14 protein-coding genes are annotated in these 19,570 nt (G+C 45.3%); 7 read left to right on the top strand and 7 right to left on the bottom strand.

From position 1 onward, the window contains the following. Positions 1 to 406 precede the first annotated feature (406 nt). Together ABMY42_RS17520 and ABMY42_RS17515 are read left to right on the top strand one after the other, a co-directional pair. A complete protein-coding gene (locus ABMY42_RS17520) occupies positions 407 to 1,735 on the top strand; it encodes a sphingomyelin phosphodiesterase (protein ID WP_005450833.1) in 1,329 nt (442 codons plus the stop codon). Next, positions 1,732 to 2,691 (top strand): chromosome partitioning protein ParA, encoded by a 960-nt coding sequence (locus ABMY42_RS17515; RefSeq protein ID WP_274876776.1) that lies wholly within the window; start codon positions 1,732 to 1,734, stop codon positions 2,689 to 2,691. The genes ABMY42_RS17520 and ABMY42_RS17515 overlap by 4 nt, the downstream gene beginning before the upstream one ends. 185 nt (positions 2,692 to 2,876) lie before the next feature. Here the strand turns inward: ABMY42_RS17515 and ABMY42_RS17510 are convergent, their stop codons facing one another. Together ABMY42_RS17510 and trpS are read right to left on the bottom strand one after the other, a co-directional pair. Next, positions 2,877 to 3,431 carry a hypothetical protein gene (locus ABMY42_RS17510; RefSeq protein ID WP_349266578.1) on the bottom strand — a complete coding sequence of 185 codons (555 nt, stop codon included), beginning with the start codon at positions 3,429 to 3,431 and terminating at the stop codon, positions 2,877 to 2,879. Between the two features lie 194 nt (positions 3,432 to 3,625). Next, on the bottom strand, positions 3,626 to 4,648 hold the full coding sequence (gene trpS / locus ABMY42_RS17505; protein ID WP_005450839.1) for a tryptophan--tRNA ligase: 1,023 nt from the start codon (positions 4,646 to 4,648) through the stop codon (positions 3,626 to 3,628). A 797-nt stretch (positions 4,649 to 5,445) separates the two neighbouring features. Between trpS and katG the strand changes: the two genes are divergently transcribed. The 3 genes from katG to ABMY42_RS17490 all read left to right on the top strand — a co-directional run bounded on the left by katG (position 5,446) and on the right by ABMY42_RS17490 (position 9,805). Then, on the top strand, positions 5,446 to 7,626 hold the full coding sequence (gene katG / locus ABMY42_RS17500; protein ID WP_005450841.1) for a catalase/peroxidase HPI: 2,181 nt from the start codon (positions 5,446 to 5,448) through the stop codon (positions 7,624 to 7,626). Between the two features lie 428 nt (positions 7,627 to 8,054). Further along, positions 8,055 to 8,933, top strand: a complete 879-nt coding sequence (locus ABMY42_RS17495) for an NAD(P)-dependent oxidoreductase (RefSeq protein ID WP_017819133.1) — start codon at positions 8,055 to 8,057, stop codon at positions 8,931 to 8,933. A 572-nt stretch (positions 8,934 to 9,505) separates the two neighbouring features. Next, complete coding sequence (locus tag ABMY42_RS17490) at positions 9,506 to 9,805, top strand: lipase (RefSeq protein WP_274876774.1); 300 nt, start codon at positions 9,506 to 9,508, stop codon at positions 9,803 to 9,805. 70 nt (positions 9,806 to 9,875) lie between these two features. On the opposite strand, the gene ABMY42_RS17485 is transcribed toward ABMY42_RS17490, so the two are convergent. The 4 genes from ABMY42_RS17485 to ABMY42_RS17470 all read right to left on the bottom strand — a co-directional run bounded on the left by ABMY42_RS17485 (position 9,876) and on the right by ABMY42_RS17470 (position 14,255). Next, positions 9,876 to 11,633 carry a transporter gene (locus tag ABMY42_RS17485; RefSeq protein ID WP_349266577.1) on the bottom strand — a complete coding sequence of 586 codons (1,758 nt, stop codon included), beginning with the start codon at positions 11,631 to 11,633 and terminating at the stop codon, positions 9,876 to 9,878. 617 nt (positions 11,634 to 12,250) lie between these two features. Continuing rightward, positions 12,251 to 12,874: a bifunctional 4-hydroxy-2-oxoglutarate aldolase/2-dehydro-3-deoxy-phosphogluconate aldolase gene (locus ABMY42_RS17480; RefSeq protein ID WP_005388506.1), complete on the bottom strand. Its 624-nt coding sequence runs from the start codon at positions 12,872 to 12,874 to the stop codon at positions 12,251 to 12,253. A 78-nt stretch (positions 12,875 to 12,952) separates the two neighbouring features. After that, on the bottom strand, positions 12,953 to 13,885 hold the full coding sequence (locus tag ABMY42_RS17475; protein WP_005450848.1) for a sugar kinase: 933 nt from the start codon (positions 13,883 to 13,885) through the stop codon (positions 12,953 to 12,955). A 34-nt stretch (positions 13,886 to 13,919) separates the two neighbouring features. Beyond that, complete coding sequence (locus ABMY42_RS17470) at positions 13,920 to 14,255, bottom strand: cupin domain-containing protein (protein ID WP_005450851.1); 336 nt, start codon at positions 14,253 to 14,255, stop codon at positions 13,920 to 13,922. Positions 14,256 to 14,677: 422 nt separating this feature from the next. Here ABMY42_RS17470 and ABMY42_RS17465 point away from each other — a divergent pair, with 422 nt between their 5' ends. Together ABMY42_RS17465 and ABMY42_RS17460 are read left to right on the top strand one after the other, a co-directional pair. After that, a complete protein-coding gene (locus tag ABMY42_RS17465) occupies positions 14,678 to 16,843 on the top strand; it encodes a heparinase II/III family protein (RefSeq protein ID WP_009703184.1) in 2,166 nt (721 codons plus the stop codon). A 2-nt stretch (positions 16,844 to 16,845) separates the two neighbouring features. Further along, on the top strand, positions 16,846 to 19,011 hold the full coding sequence (locus ABMY42_RS17460) for a heparinase II/III family protein (RefSeq protein WP_349266576.1): 2,166 nt from the start codon (positions 16,846 to 16,848) through the stop codon (positions 19,009 to 19,011). A 435-nt stretch (positions 19,012 to 19,446) separates the two neighbouring features. Here ABMY42_RS17460 and ABMY42_RS17455 read toward each other — a convergent pair. After that, positions 19,447 to 19,570, bottom strand: a 124-nt coding sequence (locus ABMY42_RS17455; RefSeq protein ID WP_137406502.1) for a transposase, incomplete at its 5' end; no start/stop codon positions are given.

Genomic DNA, 19,570 nt, shown 5'->3' with positions numbered 1-19,570 from the left:
ATTCCAAACTAAATGAGAATTCATCACAGGCATGTTCTATACGCTATCCCGATCACATATTTGAGTTTGAATAAGCAGTGGAATCAGAAGGTTAAGTTCAATACTTTATTATGCGAAACAGAATGGTTTGCGGGATTATTACAACCTAACCTGTCAACGTCTAATCGGTTACATCAATAAAACCGATAGGTACCATCGAACAATAAAGATAAGAAATAATTGTTGTTTAACAAGTGCTTAATAAATGTCTGATTCGGTCTCCTCATATTTTCCAATTTCCACTTGGAATCTGGATCACAACTCATCAACAAATTCGGTCAAAAGATAATCTGTCATCCATATTTAACGTGCTAGTCATATTTATAAATAAGAATTATTGCTCTAACACAACTTATGGATAAACAAGATGAAATTTACGCAGTGGAGTCTTTTGCTAAGCGGTTTAGTGGCATTACCAAGCTTGGCAGATACGGACGTATACCTCACTAATAACTCGGACCAACCGTTAACCATTCAAGTGAAGCACGAAGGCAGCGATTTACTGAAATACGGAGAGGAATGGCAGCAACATGTGCAAGTGCTTGGTCCTTGGGAAACCAAATCCGTACTCAGCTTTAACCGCTGGGAAGGTGTTAAGTCTGGTCAGAATTATCGCTTCGAGACTGTGGTGTCTAACCCGCAAGGTGAAAGCGTTACGCTTAACCAAGTCATGGAAGGTCATTGGTACAACTCGACCATTGAGTACGGTTTATCTGCAGCAGATGTGGATTTAACGCTGAAAGATGATCGTAATATTCACCGTTCTAGCACTAGTGCCTTTGGGTCTCGCCCTTCTGAATTGGCTTTTAAATCCGCAAGCACTGCGCGCTATGACGATTTGTACTACACCATTACTCCAAACAAAATCGATGAAGTCGTCGATACTGATGAACAAAATCTCAAGTTGATGACTTATAACATTTGGGCGCTGCCTGCGATTGCTTCACATATTGGTGATCGTTTTGAACTCATTCCCGATTATGTCAAAGGTTATGACGTGTTAGCACTGCAAGAAGTGTTTGCCAGTGGTCGCGATGCTTTCTTACGCGAACTCGCCAAAGAATATCCTTACCAAACTAAGATGCTGGATAAAGATGGCTTCAACATTTACGACGGTGGCGTGATCATTGTGAGCCGTTACCCTATCGTTAATCAGGCTCAATACGTCTTCCCAGATTGCTCCGGAACAGATTGCTTCGCAGACAAAGGAGTGAATTACGCAGAGATCATTAAAGGTGGTCAGGCATATCACGTATTCGCTACGCATACAGCCTCTTTCGATACTGATACTGCACGCGAATACCGACAGCGTCAGTTCAAGCAAATGCGCACAATGGCGCAATCTCTCAATATTCCGAGTAATGAAACGGTGGTTTACAGCGGCGATTTCAATGTGAACAAATTGAAGTTCCCTGGCGATTACCAGCAAATGATCGCCAACCTAAGCGCGATAGAACCGCAATACTCTGGTTATACCGCTTCGACGTTTGATCCTCGCATCAACAACTTTGCTGGAGAAGCCCTATCCGGGGGTGAAAATGTGGAATATCTAGATTATGTAATGGTGAGTAATGAATATGGCGTGAAGTCATTTAACGATAACCGTGTCGACATTCCACGCTCAACAGCGGAGAGTTTGTGGAAGCATTACAATCTGTCGGATCACTTCCCTGTTAGCGCTGTGATCAAACCATGAAGCGTATTGCGTTAGTTACTGTGTCCGCCGTTGTGGCGGGCACGATTTGGTTCTCAAGCAAAGGCGAAAAGAGCGAGAGCTTTCTGCCGTTTTCTTCCGTATTGGAGAGTGCGACGAATCCCCAAGTCGCTGCATCTACGTCTTCCACAACCAATCAAACTGCAAACAAAACAATCGTACCAAAAGCGAAGGATACTCCCTCTCCACTCAAAGCAATTGCAGGACGGTTAAGTGATGCCAAAGGCAGAGTATTAAAGGATGAGATAGAAGCGTTTTGGCACTCATGTATGTCCGACTATAACTGTGAATCCAAGCTTGCTGAGTTAGAGAGCTACATGGCAGAAGAACGTTTTGCTCTGCTGGCGAATTACCACCAGCTCAATAGCTTATGGCAACAAAGTGTTGGTAATTTAATGTTTGATGAGCATCAGCCTCTTGCCTCTCGCATCGCACTTCTCAAGGCAGAAGCGAGGAAGATATGGGGGGAACTAGCAGACGTAATTTTTGCCGATGAGTTTGCACTCTATGACTTCAGCTTGCAGGCAAAGCAGTTGGATTCGACTTCACCTCAAGACTATGTGCAAACCTTTGAGAAGTTAGTCCAAGATTGGCAAGGCAATCAAGAAGCACTGGGATTGGTCAGCGAACAAGCGAAATATGAACGCGCTGTTGAACTGATACCGAAAGACATGAGTCATGCAGAGCGCAAGGCTTTGGTTGAGAAGCTTCAACAAACTTACCTTTCTGAACAAGAGAGTGAGGAGATACACGCTCGTGAACTACAGGTCGCGCAGCAAAAGCGGCAAGTGCGCGATTATCAGAGCGAGTTGCAACAGCTTGAATCTAAATTAGCAACGCAAAGAGCCACCAGTCACGCGGGTTTGTCGGACTCGGATTGGCAACGTTATTATCAACAAGCGGTAGCCGATTTTCGCCGTGAGTTCTTCGCGGGTTAATCGCTCACTTGTTTATTAAGAAGTAAGGATAACCAAGAGATTCCCTACTCGCTCAAAACTTAAACTAGGTCATTCCAGCAAGCCTAGGCGCGACTAGGAATCTGGTTCCCGCGAATGCTTGATACAAGAAGGTCGCTCACTTTAAGCGACCTTTTGTTATTCATTCTGTTGGTACAACTCAAGAGTTACAGCACGCGCAAGCACTCTTCTGGTGGCAAACTTAGAAGCGTGTTCGCAAAATTAATCTTCTCATCACGCCATTTCAGTGCTGCTCCTCGGCTGTCTTGCGAGTGACGATCTGCTTCAAAATAGCTTTTCCTTGGTAAACCATTTGCTGGTGTCATCACCATAGACTGTTCATTCAAACGAATCGTAAATAAGAACTGACCACGTTGCCCTGTCTGCGCCGCTGGGTGATGCAACGTCGTATCGCAACAATAACGCTTATCACGTAACGCACGACACGTGTACTCAAATGCATCTTGTGTACCACGCCCCGGAAAAGCGGTATACACACTGATGCCATCACGTTGCAAAGACTGATCACCCGCCGCTAATTGCACTGCATACTGGATCATTCTAAAGCCCAGTACCACACCACCAATGCTATTTAATCCACTAAATTGAATCGCCCCTTCTAAACTCAGACGAAGTTTATCTTCACCTTCATAGAGAAAGAGGTCAGGCGCCGCCCAATCACTTTTTGGAATAAGCAGTTGAGTAATATCCGTGTGTTCCATGTTGGTCTCCGCAACAATATGTGTATTTGAGACCATTAAAATAATGTAATGAGAATTATTATCAATAAAATTCAACAAAAAATGAGAGAAGAAAAAGACACAACGCCATGAAAAACGTTGTGCCTTTAACGAAATAATCTGTCACCGTAGCCCAAATTGAATTCGTTTAGCGAGGTAGGTATTCGATGGTCGTCTCAGAACAGATTCAAACCAAACACTCCTTTCACATCAAACAACACTTGCTCGGTTTTCTCACGGGAAAGCTGACTGCCTTGTTTTAGGATGTCGATAAGCTGTGCTTTATCATCAAGGAACATGGCGCGTTTTTCTCGAATAGGACGAAGCATCTCTTGCAGACACTCTTCCAATACTTTCTTGGTTGTTCCATCGCCTAATCCACCACGGCGGTAAAGCATTTTGAGTTCTTCTACATAATCTTTGTCGGTATGAAACGCATCAAGGTATGTGAATACAATATTTCCTTCAACCTGACCAGGGTCTTCAATGCGTAGGTGGTTTGGGTCGGTGTACATCGATTTCACTGCCGCAGAGATTTCTTTCTCTGTTGCTCCAAGGTTGATTGCATTGCCCATGCTTTTTGACATCTTGTTTTTACCGTCAGTGCTTGGCAAGCGTGGTGCGTCACTGAGCAATGGACGACACTCTTTCAAGATGGCTTTTCCGCCAAGGTGATTTATCTTTCTAACGATCTCATTGGTCTGTTCTAGCATCGGTAATTGGTCATCTCCGACAGGCACGAGAGTCGCGTGAAAACCTGTGATGTCCGCGGCTTGAGAAATTGGGTACGTCAGAAACCCAGCCGGAATGGAACGCTCAAACCCTTTGCTTTGAATTTCATTTTTCACCGTCGGGTTACGCTCCAAGCGTGCGATAGAAACCAAGTTACTGTAGTACATTGTCAACTCGGCAAGAGCCGGGACTTGAGACTGCAAACAAATGGTAGTTTGGGTTGGGTCAATCCCGACGGCGAGGTAATCCGCGACCACATTTAAAATGTTAGACGAGACCTTAGAGGGATTATGTGCGTTATCGGTTAAGCCCTGCATGTCAGCAACCAAAATGGTTTGCTCATGTTGAGTTTGTAGAGCAACACGTTGTTGTAGTGAACCAACGTAATGGCCCAGATGCAAAGGACCTGTAGCTCGATCACCAGTTAAAATGATTTCGCGTTCTTGAGTATCGTGTGGGGTGTTCATAACTTATCTCCAAAGAAAAATAGATCGCTACTGGAGATAAAAAAAGACATGACATTCTCAGCTACCGTCCAGCAGCGTAAGAATGTAAAGATTCCGCGCCGCTCTAATTAGAGCGCCACCAAAAGAAGTTTGATGAAGGAGTAAATGTCGTTTTCATGTTTTTAAAACTAACAAGGAGCAGAGCTGAAAACAACCCTACTCCTTGCACAATTTGATTTTTCAATTTTGGTGGCTTTGCCATACACGCATCAAATTTGAATATACATAGCGATAACGAGCGCCGCGCCAAATACACTCCCTGACACAAACGCGAGTAATACCGCTTTGTTCTGTTTACTTCTCATCCTTTGTTTCTCGACTCTCAATTTACGTGAGCTATCGCTCGGCTCAGTACTCGTAATCAATGGGACAGTAATCAATCCTTTTCGGTGAGCCAATACTGCGAATAACCCTCAGCTCACTCTGTTGCACACAGCGTTACGACTTTTGGCACAAACTTAAACCACTTAGCCCTAGAAATGTGATGACCTTAGAACAAGTTCAATGAAATCCGACATGGATTACAAAGGTACGTATTTTGAAAAGTTACGTTTAGATACTTCTTTTAGGATGCTTTTATTTAGATGTTTAATGGATAAGAATTTGAGTTATTTAGCATCAAACACTGTTTATTAAAAGAAGAATGACACCGATCATCTTTTGACCAAAACCTTGAAAAATATAACCAAACCATGAGGGCGAAATAGCTAACCAATAACTAAACTTTCAGGACACTAACCCCAGTTAGGGAGCAAAAGATGAGCGACAACAACAATCACTCCAAATGTCCTGTCATGCATGGAGCGAATACCAACCAACAAGCCACAGAGTTCAATTGGTGGCCGAAAACCCTCAACCTCGATATCCTACATCAACACGATCACAAAACTGACCCAATGGGCGCAGACTTCAACTACGCTGATGCCTTTAACTCTCTTGACTTAGAGGAAGTCAAAAAAGACCTGAAAGATCTGATGACCGATAGCCAAGATTGGTGGCCAGCGGATTGGGGTCATTACGGTGGTTTGATGATTCGGATGGCGTGGCACTCGGCAGGTACGTATCGAATTGCCGATGGTCGTGGTGGTGCAAGTCGAGGCAACCAGCGTTTTGCTCCCCTCAACAGTTGGCCAGATAACGGTAACCTCGACAAAGCCCGTCGCCTTTTATGGCCGGTCAAAAGAAAATACGGTAACAAGCTATCCTGGGCGGATTTAATGATTCTTGCTGGCAACATGGCTTATGAGTCAATGGGCTTCAAGACGTTCGGTTTTGCCGGCGGTCGAGAAGACATTTGGCATCCAGAAAAAGACATTTATTGGGGCGCAGAAAAAGAGTGGCTGCAACCAAGTGGCGGTGAAAACAACCGATACTCTGGCGAACGTGATCTCGAGAATCCGCTTGCAGCAGTGATGATGGGCCTGATTTACGTAAACCCAGAAGGGGTCGACGGTAAACCCGATCCCATCAAAACCGCACACGACATGCGTGTAACATTTGCCCGTATGGCAATGAACGATGAAGAAACCGTTGCATTAACAGCCGGTGGTCACACTGTTGGTAAAGCACACGGCAACGGCGACGCTTCGTTACTTGGTCCTGAACCTGAAGGCGCTGAAATTGAAGACCAAGGTTTCGGTTGGCTAAATAAAACTTCTCGTGGCATAGGACGTGATACCGTCACTAGTGGCATCGAAGGCGCATGGACAACCAACCCAACCAAGTGGGATAACGGCTACTTCCATTTGTTGTTCACCTACGACTGGTGGGTAACGAAGAGCCCAGCAGGCGCAGAACAATGGGAACCAATCAACATCAAAGAAGAAGACATGCCTGTGGATGTGGAAGACCCAAGCATCCGCCGCAATCCGATGATGACCGATGCGGATATGGCACTGAAGTTTGACCCAGAGTACCGCAAAATCGCCGAGCGTTTCCGCGACGACCCTAAGTACTTTGAGGATTGCTTTGCTCGAGCTTGGTTTAAACTGACTCACCGCGATTTAGGACCTAAATCTCGTTATCTCGGCCCTGATGTGCCAGCCGAGGATTTGATTTGGCAAGATCCGGTACCACCGGTGTCTTATCACTTATCTGAAGACAATATCGATGCACTCAAGATGGCGATTCTTAACAGCGAGCTAAGTATCGCAGAATTAGTCTCAACCGCATGGGACAGCGCGCGAACATTCCGTGGTTCAGACCGCCGAGGCGGAGCAAACGGTGCGCGTATCCGCCTTGCTCCGCAAAAAGATTGGGTAGGTAACGAACCGGAAAGATTGCAGAAAGTACTCAACACGCTCGATTCAATTCGCACCACCCATAACTCCCCTATCAGCATGGCGGATTTGATTGTGCTTGCTGGCGGAGTGGGTATTGAGAAAGCAGCATCGAATGCGGGCATGAATATTTCTGTGCCATTTAGCCAAGGTCGTGGTGACTCAACCGATGCAATGACTGACGCCGAATCCTTCGATGTACTCGAGCCGATCCATGATGGATTCCGTAACTGGCTAAAATCAGATTACGTTGTGACGGCAGAAGAACTATTGCTTGAAAGAAGCCAATTGATGCAACTAACCGCAGTCGAAATGACCGTATTAGTTGGTGGCATGCGCGTGCTTGGTACCAACTACGGCGGCGCTGCGCATGGTGTGTTCACTGATAATGTCGGCGCGTTAACGAATGACTTCTTCGTAAACCTCACTGATATGAGCTACACCTGGCATCCAACCAGTGATAACGAATACGAAATCCGCGAGCGAGCTTCTGGTCAAACAAGATGGACAGCATCACGTGTTGACTTGGTGTTCGGTTCAAACTCCGTGCTCCGCTCTTATGCCGAGGTTTACGCACAAGACGACAACAAAGAGAAGTTTGTGCACGATTTTGTTGCTGCGTGGGTAAAAGTAATGAACAACGACCGCTTTGACCTTTAATCGCCTAACTTAATCAAGCTTTAACCATTGAGAGAAGAGTCAAACATTATGGCTCTTCTCTTTCTTACCTTTCTTTTATTTCTGGTTTCTCTATCCATACTTCCTCGTTCTCTCCTCTCTTTGGCTTAGATTCTTTTACTGAAGATTAACCGCCCGATATTGTCATACAATTTGCCATATTCAGAAGGCAAACGTATCTCAATCAAATACCCATTTTTTGCTTATACCTTCTCGTTTTCGTGACCTTATCCCGAAGACATAAAAATCACTCAAAGCCAATAAAAATCGTACCAATAGGCTAACCAACCTCTCATTTTTATCAAAAACCAGTGGCAAATCGCCTTTCGTCTCATTTTCCGATTGCAAATTCAAAATGAGGAATTAAGATAAAAGCATATAATCATACAATACGATATTTGGAGTTTGATATGACAAAACCTGTCATTGGTTTCATCGGCCTTGGTCTGATGGGTGGAAACATGGTTGAGAACCTTCAAAACCGTGGTTACGAACTAAACGTAATGGATCTGAATAAAGACGCAGTAGCAGCATGTGTTGCTCGCGGCGCAAAAGAAGCAAGCTCACCTAAAGCACTGGCTGAAGCAAGTGACATCGTGATGCTATGTCTAACAACATCTGAAGTTGTTGAGAAAATCGTTTATGGTGAAGAAGGTATCCTAGCGGGTATTAAAGAAGGTGCGACACTGATTGACTTCGGTACGTCTATCCCTGCTTCTACTCGTAAGATCGGTGCAGACCTTGCAGCTAAAGGCGCAGGTATGATCGATGCGCCTCTAGGTCGTACGCCTGCTCACGCAAAAGATGGTCTGTTGAACATCATGGCTGCAGGTGACATCGAAACATTCAACAAGGTGAAGCCTGTACTGGACGATCAAGGTGAAAACGTATTCCACCTTGGTGCGCTAGGTTCTGGTCATGTGACTAAGCTAGTAAACAACTTCATGGGTATGACAACAGTAGCGACCATGTCTCAGGCATTTGCGGTTGCTAAACGTGCTGGCGTTGATGGTCAACAACTATTCGACATCATGTCTGCTGGTCCATCAAACTCACCATTCATGCAGTTCTGTAAGTTCTACGCTGTAGATGGCGAAGAGAAGCTTGGTTTCTCTATTGCAAACGCAAACAAAGACCTTGGTTACTTCTTAGAGATGGTAAAAGACCTAGGCACTGAGTCTCTTATCGCAGAAGGGACTTCTAAGAGTCTACAAGCTGCAGTGGACCAAGGTCTTGGTCAAAACGACGTACCAGTGATCTTTGATTACTTCGCAGAGCTAGAAGGTTAATACTTTACTAAACTGCGCTTCCAAAGCCTTGCTAACCCCGTAGCAAGGCTTTTTTTGTGCTTTCTTTTCTCCTCTTAAATTCACTCCTTCTCCCTCTTTGAGATCCACACCCTACGTTCAAACTGTATATGTACTCAAGCAGCTTCAAGATGCAGGATTCAGAATGTTGCCATCGGTTCCCTTTTTACCAAAAGTAAGCAAGGAGAATAACGCCGTGCGATAGCAAGGCTTGTCCAAGTGGTTTGACACCGCCATTGGTTTAATAAAAAACCGAGTTCATGACACGCTCCCAACGGATATTCTTGGTAAATGTTAATGGCGTTGGCTTGTATACTTTGTTGGTGATTATTGATTGAACTCTACGAAACCTTTAAATCACCGCCATGTCTACAAACCAAATCATTCTCGCTGAACCCAGTCATTCTCACTAAATCAAGCATCACGAGGTTACTTGGGTATAGACATGACATTATGTTTGTACATTATTCCGCGGATATTTTCTTTTTACAGTTAAAGAGTGACCGATTATCTTGAGACTGGTTTCTGAGTACTAGTTGAAGAATTCCAAGTTAATGGGAAGCTTTGCCCTTCGTTACAAACCATCGGTGAACTCCCCAGAACAACTATTATCACCGCAGAACATGACCCACGGCGTGATGATTATCGATGACTACAGCTCAAGGAGTGGGAGCATACTGCAAGCGTTATCTGGTTGTTATTCATGGCTTTTTGTCATTCTCTGGGCTGAATGGTTTAGCAACGCGCTCTACTGCTGCGTTTTCAAAGCAGCGCAAACATCCGTCATGGCACACTTTCAGAATCGTTCACTGCAAGTTACTTGGAATGATAAAGATCGTTTGTGGCTCAATTAATGACACCATAAACAAAAAAATCCCACGGTATTGACCGTGGGATTTTTCATAGAGAGTTTGTTAATTGCGGTTAGCTTTTCGCGTTAGCTAACTTTGGGCTTTTAGGTCCTCGCGCCGCGTTCACCAATAGAACACCAACCGAGAGAACAATCGCACCACACAAGATGAACAGAAGTCGACCTGTTGGCTCGTTTGGAATCAGAGCCATCGCTAGGATACCGAAGCCTGCTACGCTAATAAGCTTACCAAGCATGCCACGCTGTTTTGTATCTAGGTTTTGTTGCTCTTCACTATCAGCCACAAGCGGTGTGTTCCAGTTCTCGAACAATTGGTCCACTTCTTTTTCACGCTCAGGCGTCAAGCCTTTGTAGAAGCGTGTTGTTAGTAAGAAGAAACCACCAGTGAAGACAACGTGCGCCGCTAAGCTCAAGCCAACTTTAAGGTCAGCCCACTCACGTGCTGTTAGAGCTTGTTCTAGTCCGAATAGGTGCTCAACATCTTGTGCTTGTAGAGAGATACCGAAGATGTAAGAAACAAAGCCACCTACAACGAGTGTTGCCCAACCAGCCCAGTCTGGCGTCTTACGAATCCACATACCAAGTAACACAGGAATCAACATTGGGAAACCAATCAACGCACCTACGTTTAGTACGATATCAAACAAGCTCAGGTGACGTAGTGAGTTAATAAACAAACCAATACCGATGATGATGAAGCCCATCATAATGGTCGTCACTTTACTCACGATAACCAGCTCTTTCTGTGACGCTTGCGGGCGTACAATAGGGCTGTAGAAGTTCATCACAAAGATACCTGCGTTACGGTTTAGACCAGAGTCCATTGAAGACATGGTCGCCGCAAACATTGCTGACATCAGAAGACCCACCATACCCGCCGGCATTACGTTTTGTACGAACGCTAGGTAAGCTGCATCACCACCTACTGAGCCGTACTGCTCTGCGAAGTCAGGCATAAATGCCGCTACGTACCAAGGAGGTAGGAACCAAATGATAGGACCAACAATCATCAACACACATGCAAGACCTGCAGCTTTACGCGCATTCTCACTGTCTTTTGCACATAGGTAGCGGTAAGCGTTGATGCTGTTGTTCATTACACCGAACTGCTTAACAAAGATGAACACCACCCAAAGGACAAAGATACTGATGTAGTTCAGGTGATTACCCAGCATGAAGTCACCGTGGAAGTTCGACACGATGTTACCAATACCGCCGCCGTGGAAGTAAGCCGCCACCGCACAAGTAATGGTTACCGCCATGATAACCAGCATCTGCATGAAGTCAGAAGCAACAACCGCCCAAGAGCCGCCCGTTACCGCCATCAACATCAGAACCAAACCAGTTACGATAATGGTCGCTTCCATCGGAATATTGAATACCGCAGCCACAAAGATTGCGAGACCATTCAACCAGATACCAGCTGAGATCAAGCTGTCTGGCATGCCAGCCCAAGTGAAGAACTGCTCTGACGTTTTACCAAAACGCTGACGAATTGCTTCGATTGCCGTTACTACACGTAGCTGGCGGAACTTTGGAGCAAAGTAGAGATAGTTCAAGAAGTAGCCAAATGCGTTGGCTAAGAATAGGATTACAACAACGAAACCGTCGTTGAACGCGCGTCCTGCGGCACCTGTAAACGTCCATGCTGAAAATTGCGTCATGAAGGCGGTAGCACCTACCATCCACCATAACATCTTACCGCCCCCTCGGAAGTAGTCACTGGTCGACGTCGTGAACTTACGGAACATCCAACCAATGGCAACTAGGAAGAAGAAGTAGGCAAGAACAACAAAAGTATCAATAGTCATTTTTTCAGCCTTTCGAGTTTGATCATTTTCTACTGCCTAGATTACTCCGTTCATATTTTTATTTGTACTACAATAAGCTTTAATTGTGATCTAAAGCATAAGTTATTCGACGAAGAAAACGCACTAAAATCCTTTATTTTCTTGGCTATTTGGGATTTAAAGGAATAATCACCACGTAAGCCATTGCATTATATTGTAATACAAATAATATATTAGAAATCCATTAAAGTATGGAATATTTTTCTTTCTTGTGCTTTGTCTGAAGATCAAAAATGCGTGGCATTTATTTGTAGGAAACGTAATGAGATGTTTCAGATGAACCGGATCGCAAGCGCGATTATAGATGAATACAAAAATTGAGATTCCCGACTCGCTCCTTCGTCGCTCTCGAGAATGACGCTGAGGAGGTTCTACGCATTACCACTTCCAGATCTCAAACCTCATGCTTCTCCTCTCGGCTTTACCCCTACTCCTTACCGTCATTTCCTAAAAGGAGGACGACTGAGTAGGAAATCTCTTTTCTAGTTCCTTTATCTCGCCTCTTTCAAACACAAAAAAGCGAGCACTAAGGCTCGCTTTACATTCTTTTCGCTAATTTTATCGGGGCGCTACTGCACTTATGCTACGTGAGCGACGGCGTCACGAACCAATGTACCTAGTTCATCCCACTTGCCTTCATCGATAAGTTTTGTTGGAACCATCCAAGTACCGCCACATGCCAGCACTGAAGGAATAGACAAGTACTCATCTACGTTACCTAGGCTCACACCACCTGTTGGCATGAATTTTACTGGGTAAACTGCCGTTAGAGCTTTAAGCATACCAACACCGCCAGATGGCTCAGCAGGGAAGAACTTAAGTGTACGCAGCCCCATTTCCATCGCTTGCTCAACAAGGCTTGGATTGTTTACGCCAGGTACAATAGCTACGCCCTTGTCTAGGCAGTATTGAACCGTACGAGGGTTAAAGCCTGGGCTAACAATAAAGTCCACACCGGCTTCAATCGCTTGGTCAACTTGTTCATTAGTTAAGATTGTACCCGCACCAATCAACATTTCTGGGAACTCAGCGCGCATAGCACGAATCGCTTCTGCAGCACACTCTGTGCGGAACGTGATTTCAGCGCAAGGCATACCGTTTTCAACCAAAGTGCGACCTAAAGGAATCGCATCTTCTGCTTTGTTGATGGCAATAACAGGAATTACTTTTAGGTTTGCTAATTGTTCGTTTAATGTTGTCATAAGAGTGTACTCATCGTCGTTAACTTGAGTTCAATAAATCACTGCGGAGCGCCGATTATTCAACACTCCGCAAAAGAATTACAAAGGAAGATCGGGCATCACTTCACGTGGAATGATGGCACCTTTGTGCTGAATAACCTCACCAGCCATACAATGACCAGAGTAAGCCGATTCAGCCGCATTACCACCAGTCAAACGCTTCGCCAAAAAGCCTGCACTGAAAGAGTCACCTGCTGCCGTCGTATCAATCACGCTATCGACTTTGTTTGGCGCCACGTATTGCGCTTCGCCATTCGCCACAACCAAGCAATCTTTACTACCACGTTTGATGATGATTTCATCTACGCCTAGTGCAGAGGTTCTCTCAATGCACTGTTCTAGATGCTCGTCACCATACAGCATTTGCTCATCCTCAAATGTGAGTAGAGCAATATCGGTAAACTTAAGAATCTTAAGGTACCAAGACATGGCATTCTCTCGGCTTTCCCACAATTTAGGACGGTAGTTATTATCGAAAATAACCTGGCCGCCTTGTGCTTTAAAGCGTTCGAGGAATGCAAACAACTGCGTCTTACCTTCTTCAGTAAGAATCGCTAATGTAATGCCACTCAGGTAAACCGCATCATAAGAATAAAGCGTGTCGACTAGTGCCGAAGATTCGTCCTGTTCAAACAAAAACTTTGCTGCTGCTTCATTACGCCAATAGTGGAAGTAACGCTCGCCTGTCTCATCCGTTTCGATGTAGTAAATACCCGGCTGTTTACCATTAACAGTCAACACTAAGCTGGTATCAATGCCCTCTTCTTGCCATGCTGAAAGCATTTCTTGGCTAAAAGGATCATTACCCAGGGCAGTTACATAGCTAGTTTTGATATCGTGAGCTTTGGTCAAACGGGATAAGTAAAGAGCGGTATTCAACGTGTCACCACCGAATGACTGACGCAACTGACCTTCCTTTTTCTGTAGCTCAACCATACATTCGCCAATGATCGCGATATTTAATGATTTCATACTGTCACCTTAGCAACTGAGGTTGCGCTATACGTTACTTTAAGAAGTCTTCACGAGCTGGGTTGAAGATATCCAGAAGAATGCTGTCTTGCTCTAGTGCAACCGCGCCATGCATCATGTGCTTACGAGCAAAATACGCGTCACCCTCTTTCAGTACTTTCTTTTCGCCTTCGATTTCTGCTTCAAAGCTGCCACGTACTACGTAACCGATTTGATCGTGAATCTCATGCGTATGTGGAGCACCAATCGCACCTTTGTCAAAACATAGGTGAACAGCCATCAGATCATCTGTGTAAGCAACAATTTTACGTTTGATACCGCCGCCTAGCTCTTCCCACGGGTTCTCATCTAATACAAAGAAAGAATTCATCGTCATACTCCTAAAAAGTCTCTATTAAAGCGAACCCTACGGCACTTCATTCTTAACCATGCTTTTATTAAAAGGTTCTCTTAAAAAAGCGTCGTATTGATAAAAGTGAAACGCAAAGCGAAAGGGTCTGCTGTCGAATTGGTAACGAGCATATCCGATCCATCTTAATTGTAATACAATATATCTAAAAATATGTGATATCCATCAAATGGAGAGACCTAAAGCATTCCACTTAACGATTGATAACGTAGAAACATCAGCCACAACAGGGATCGCCACAACAATATAAATCAATGAGTTAGCTAAATTCGCGTGATTTCACTCTCCCTTTTTGCCACAAAAACTACCCCCCAAATCTAATATTGTATTACTTTATAGAAAGTTTAAGAAAACAACACACTTCATCTGAGGGTGGTAAAGAAATGACTACACAACCGATTTTGTTGACTGAAGCAGAAGTCGAACTACTAAGAAAGGAAGTCGGAAAGCCGAGCTTGATGGGCAAATCCATTGAAGCGAATCGCAAGGAACTTGAAGCCTTCATGCGTCTGCCTCTAGACGTCCCAGGTCACGGCGAAGCGGGTGGCTACGAGCACAACCGCCACAAACAAAACTATACCTACATGAACTTAGCGGGTCGTTTGTTCTTGATCACTCAAGAAGAAAAGTACGCGCAGTTCGTTAAAGATCTTCTCGCTATTTACGCAGAGAAGTACCTCACTTTTGATTTCCACGTACAGAAAAACACTAACCCTACAGGTCGTCTTTTCCACCAGATCCTTAATGAACACTGTTGGTTAATGTTTACTAGTCTTGCCTATTCTTGCGTGGCATCAGTGATGACAGAAGAAGAGCGCACTGCGGTTGTTGAGCGCATTTTCGAACCAATGCTAGACATGTTCACCGTGAAATACGCGCACGATTTCGACCGTATTCACAACCACGGTATCTGGGCAGTGGCGGCTGTTGGTATTTGTGGTCTAGCTATTGGCAAACCTGAATATCTAGAGATGTCTGTGTATGGTCAAGATCGTGATGATACTGGCGGCTTCCTAGCGCAAATCTCACAACTGTTCGCACCTTCTGGTTACTACATGGAAGGTCCGTACTACCATCGTTATGCGATTCGTCCAACTTGTGTATTCGCAGAAGTGGTACACCGTCACATGCCTGAAGTAGACATCTACAACTACAAAGACAAAGTGATTGGCAACACAGTACAGGCGATGCTAGCAACAGCTTACCCGAATGGTGAGTTCCCAGCCCTAAACGACGCATCTCGTACCATGAGCATTACCGATATGGGTGTTCAAGTTGCAGTGAGCGTTTACAGCAAGCACTACGGCTTGGATGACAACATTCTAGGCATGGCGAAGATTCAAAACGCCGTTTGGATGCACCCATGCGGTCTAGAGCTTTCTCAAGCTTACGATAAAGCCATCGCAGACCGTGAAATCGGTATACCTTTCTGGCCAAGTGTGGAACTTAACGAAGGTCCAACTGGCAACAACGGTGCACAAGGCTTTATCCGTATGCAGGATAAAACCGGTGATGTGTCACAGCTTGTGATGAACTACGGTCAACACGGCATGGGACATGGTAACTTCGATACGCTTGGCATTACCTTCTTCAACCGTGGTCAAGAAGTGCTGCGTGAATACGGCTTCTGTCGCTGGGTAAACGTTGAGCCTAAATTCGGCGGTCGTTACCTAGACGAAAACAAATCGTACGCACGTCAAACTATCGCGCATAACGCGGTAACGATTGATGAGCAATGTCAGAATGGTTTCGATGTAGACCGCGCTGATTCAGTGCACGGTTTGCCTCACTTCTTCAAAGTGGAAGGCACTGAAATCAACGGTATGAGCGCGTTTGCGAACGACCACTACCCGAACACAGACATGCAGCGCAGTGTGTTCATGCTTAACCTAGATGAGCTTGAAGCACCGCTATTGCTAGACCTTTACCGCATCGAAGGTGAAGGAGAGCATCAGTACGACTACTCTCATCAATACGATGGTCAAATCGTACGTACTAACTTCGATTACCAAAGCTTTGGTGAACTGAACACGCTTGGCGATGACTTCGGTTACCAACACCTTTGGAAAGTAGCAAGCGGCAAAGTGCAAGATATGGCGCTAGTTAGCTGGCTACAAAACAGCACCTACTACACTTGGTTAGGCACAAGCAGCAGCGCGAAACAGAACGGCGATAATGAAGTGATCTTCACTCGCACTGGCGCCAATGACCCAAGCTTTAACCTACGTAGCGAACCGGCATTCATTCTGCGCAGCAAGGGCGAATCGACGCTATTTGCTTCTGTGCTAGAAACACACGGCTACTTCAATGAAGAGTTTGAGCAATCGGTGAATGCACGTGGTCAGGTGAAAGATATCCGCGTCGTGGGTTACAACGCCGTTGGCAGCATCGTAGAAATCACGACTGAAAAATCACTGGTTACTGTGATGATCAGCAATGTTCTAGGCGCTGACGACCAAACCCCACACCAAGTAGAAATGAACGGTAAAACCTACAGCTGGAATGGCTTCTACTCTCTAGAAGTGAACGCATTCGGGCAGGAGAAATAATAATGAGCTACCAAACCCAGTCTTACCAACCGCTATTAATGAACTTTGAAGAAGCGGCAGAACTAAGCAAAGCACTTGGCACGGATAGCCTATTAGGAAATGCACTAGCACGTGACATCAAACAAACTGACGCTTACATGGCAGAGGTCGGTATTGAAGTTCCAGGTCACGGCGAAGGCGGCGGTTACGAGCATAACCGTCACAAGCAAAACTACATCCACATCGATCTAGCGGGGCGCCTATTCCTTATCACTGGCGAACAGAAATACCGCGATTACATCGTGGACATGCTAACGGCTTACGCGAAGGTTTATCCGACGCTAGAGAGCAACACCAGCCGTGACTCTAACCCTCCGGGTAAGCTCTTCCACCAAACTCTGAACGAGAACATGTGGATGCTATACGCCTCTTGTGCGTACAGCTGCATTTACCATACCTTGGAAGAAGAGCAAAAATCACTGATTGAGAACGACCTGTTCAAGCAAATGATTGAGCTGTTCGTGGTAACTTACGGCCACGACTTCGACATCGTACACAACCACGGTCTATGGGCAGTAGCCGCTGTGGGTATTTGTGGTTACGCAATTAACGATCAAGATGCGGTAGACAAAGCGCTTTACGGTTTGAAACTAGACAAGGTCAGCGGCGGCTTCCTAGCTCAGTTAGACCAGTTGTTCTCGCCAGACGGCTACTACATGGAAGGTCCTTATTACCACCGTTTCTCGCTACGTCCAATCTACCTATTCGCAGAAGCGATTGAGCGTCGTCAGCCTGAGCTTGGTATTTACGAATTTAACGACTCGGTCATCAAGACCACGTCTTATGCCGTATTTAAGACGGCATTCCCAGATGGTACTTTGCCAGCGTTGAACGATTCATCGAAGACGATTTCGATCAATGATGAAGGCGTAATCATGGCTACGTCAGTGTGTTTCCACCGTTACGAGCAGTCTGAAACGCTACTTGGCATGGCAGACCACCAGCAAGACGTTTGGGTTCATATCTCAGGTAAAACATTGTCTGACGCGGTTGCAGCAACAGACAACATCAAACCATTCAACTGGGGTAGCCTATTCGTAACAGACGGTCCAGAAGGCGAAAAAGGCGGCGTAAGCATTCTTCGTCACCGTGACGAGCAAGACGACGACACAATGGCGCTTATCTGGTTTGGTCAGCACGGCAGCGATCACCAATACCACTCAGCGCTAGACCACGGTCACTACGATGGTCTGCACCTGAGCGTGTTTAACCGTGGTCATGAAGTGCTGCACGATTACGGCTTTGGTCGCTGGGTAAACGTTGAGCCTAAATTTGGCGGTCGTTACATCCCAGAGAACAAGTCTTACTGTAAGCAGACGGTCGCGCACAACACAGTAACGGTTGACCAAAAGACACAAAATAACTTCGACACAGCGCTAGCAGAAACCAAGTTCGGTTCTAAGCACTTCTTCAAAGCTGATGACGAAAAACTGCAAGGCATGAGCGGTCGCATCTCTGGTTATTACAACGGCGTAGACATGCAGCGCAGCATCATTCTTGCTGAGTTGCCAGAATTTGAAAAACCGCTTGTGATTGATGTTTACCGCATCGAAGCAGATCAAGAACACCAATACGACCTGCCAGTGCACTACTCTGGTCAAATCATCCGTACGGATTTTGAATACGATGTAGAAAGCACGCTGCGTCCAATGGGCGAAGACAACGGCTACCAGCACCTATGGAACATCGGTTCTGGTCAAGTCGAAGGCAGTTCACTGGTAAGTTGGTTGCACGACAACAGCTACTACTCGCTAATCACAAGCGCAACTAACGGCGGCAAAGTGTTCTTCACCCGCACAGGCGCAAATGATCCAGACTTCAACTTGAAGAGCGAACCAGCACTTATCCTACGTCAATCAGGTCAGAACCACGTGTTTGCCTCAGTGCTAGAAACACACGGTTACTTCAACGAGTCTATCGAAGCATCGGTTGGCGCTCGTGGCCTAGTTGAGTCAGTAACCGTCGTTGGCAACAACGAAGTGGGTACTGTGATTCGTCTGCAAACCACAACAGGCAACGCTTATCTGTTCGCTATTTGCAACTTAGATGAAGACAAGCAAAACGCTGCACATCGCGTTGAATTCGACGGTGTGGCTTACACTTGGGAAGGCGCATTCGCACAAATTTAATCTTTAGATAGCCACTAAAAATTAATGTAAAAAATCGGGAACTAATTCAAAGCCGGACGTCATGTTCGGCTTTTTTTCTTTCAATTCAAATCACTAAGTCTCTCTCAGTTTTATCAAAACAAATCGTTTGTACGTGTTTTATTGAAGGCACAAAAAGCACCTAACCACAGGACTCTGCTGATTAGGGATGGTAGAAATTAATCATTAGCTATTAGGTTACTTGCGGTTTAGCTTTAACTTAGAGAACAAAACTCCACCAACTTGACCAATGTTTCGAGCTTTTCAAAGCGAGGGCTTCTTGTTCCTCTAGAATCTGACCTATCACTTAAAACGCCCCTTTCACTGAGTACCTTATCCGTAGAAATCGGTGCTAAAAGCCCCCTCTCATCGGTTGTCTCCCTTCCATAGTGAGCAAGCAACTGGCATAAAAAAGGTTCATCGCGGCTTTCCGGGGAAAGCCGCTTTTATCTTTAAGAAGAAATAATCGGTATCTCGATAGCCATACCCCATCCGCTTGATTAACTTTATCTTGTTATTTATCCCTTCAAGCGTACAGGTA

The sequence above is a fragment of the Vibrio sp. SSH13-20 genome (genome assembly GCF_040104475.1).
GTDB lineage: Bacteria > Pseudomonadota > Gammaproteobacteria > Enterobacterales > Vibrionaceae > Vibrio > Vibrio harveyi.
The sequence above is the reverse complement of the archived record's forward strand: the minus strand, read 5'-3'. Positions and strand labels throughout refer to the sequence as shown.

What these genes read in the sequence shown, in the direction of transcription:
- ABMY42_RS17460 (WP_349266576.1), top strand. Translation starts at nt 16,846, where the DNA reads ATGAGCTACCAAACCCAGTCTTACCAACCGCTATTAATGAACTTTGAA.
- ABMY42_RS17470 (WP_005450851.1), bottom strand. Translation starts at nt 14,255, where the DNA reads ATGAATTCTTTCTTTGTATTAGATGAGAACCCGTGGGAAGAGCTAGGC.
- ABMY42_RS17485 (WP_349266577.1), bottom strand. Translation starts at nt 11,633, where the DNA reads ATGACTATTGATACTTTTGTTGTTCTTGCCTACTTCTTCTTCCTAGTT.
- ABMY42_RS17515 (WP_274876776.1), top strand. Translation starts at nt 1,732, where the DNA reads ATGAAGCGTATTGCGTTAGTTACTGTGTCCGCCGTTGTGGCGGGCACG.
- ABMY42_RS17490 (WP_274876774.1), top strand. Translation starts at nt 9,506, where the DNA reads ATGGGAAGCTTTGCCCTTCGTTACAAACCATCGGTGAACTCCCCAGAA.
- katG (WP_005450841.1), top strand. Translation starts at nt 5,446, where the DNA reads ATGAGCGACAACAACAATCACTCCAAATGTCCTGTCATGCATGGAGCG.
- ABMY42_RS17465 (WP_009703184.1), top strand. Translation starts at nt 14,678, where the DNA reads ATGACTACACAACCGATTTTGTTGACTGAAGCAGAAGTCGAACTACTA.
- ABMY42_RS17475 (WP_005450848.1), bottom strand. Translation starts at nt 13,885, where the DNA reads ATGAAATCATTAAATATCGCGATCATTGGCGAATGTATGGTTGAGCTA.
- trpS (WP_005450839.1), bottom strand. Translation starts at nt 4,648, where the DNA reads ATGAACACCCCACACGATACTCAAGAACGCGAAATCATTTTAACTGGT.
- ABMY42_RS17480 (WP_005388506.1), bottom strand. Translation starts at nt 12,874, where the DNA reads ATGACAACATTAAACGAACAATTAGCAAACCTAAAAGTAATTCCTGTT.
- ABMY42_RS17495 (WP_017819133.1), top strand. Translation starts at nt 8,055, where the DNA reads ATGACAAAACCTGTCATTGGTTTCATCGGCCTTGGTCTGATGGGTGGA.
- ABMY42_RS17520 (WP_005450833.1), top strand. Translation starts at nt 407, where the DNA reads ATGAAATTTACGCAGTGGAGTCTTTTGCTAAGCGGTTTAGTGGCATTA.
- ABMY42_RS17510 (WP_349266578.1), bottom strand. Translation starts at nt 3,431, where the DNA reads ATGGAACACACGGATATTACTCAACTGCTTATTCCAAAAAGTGATTGG.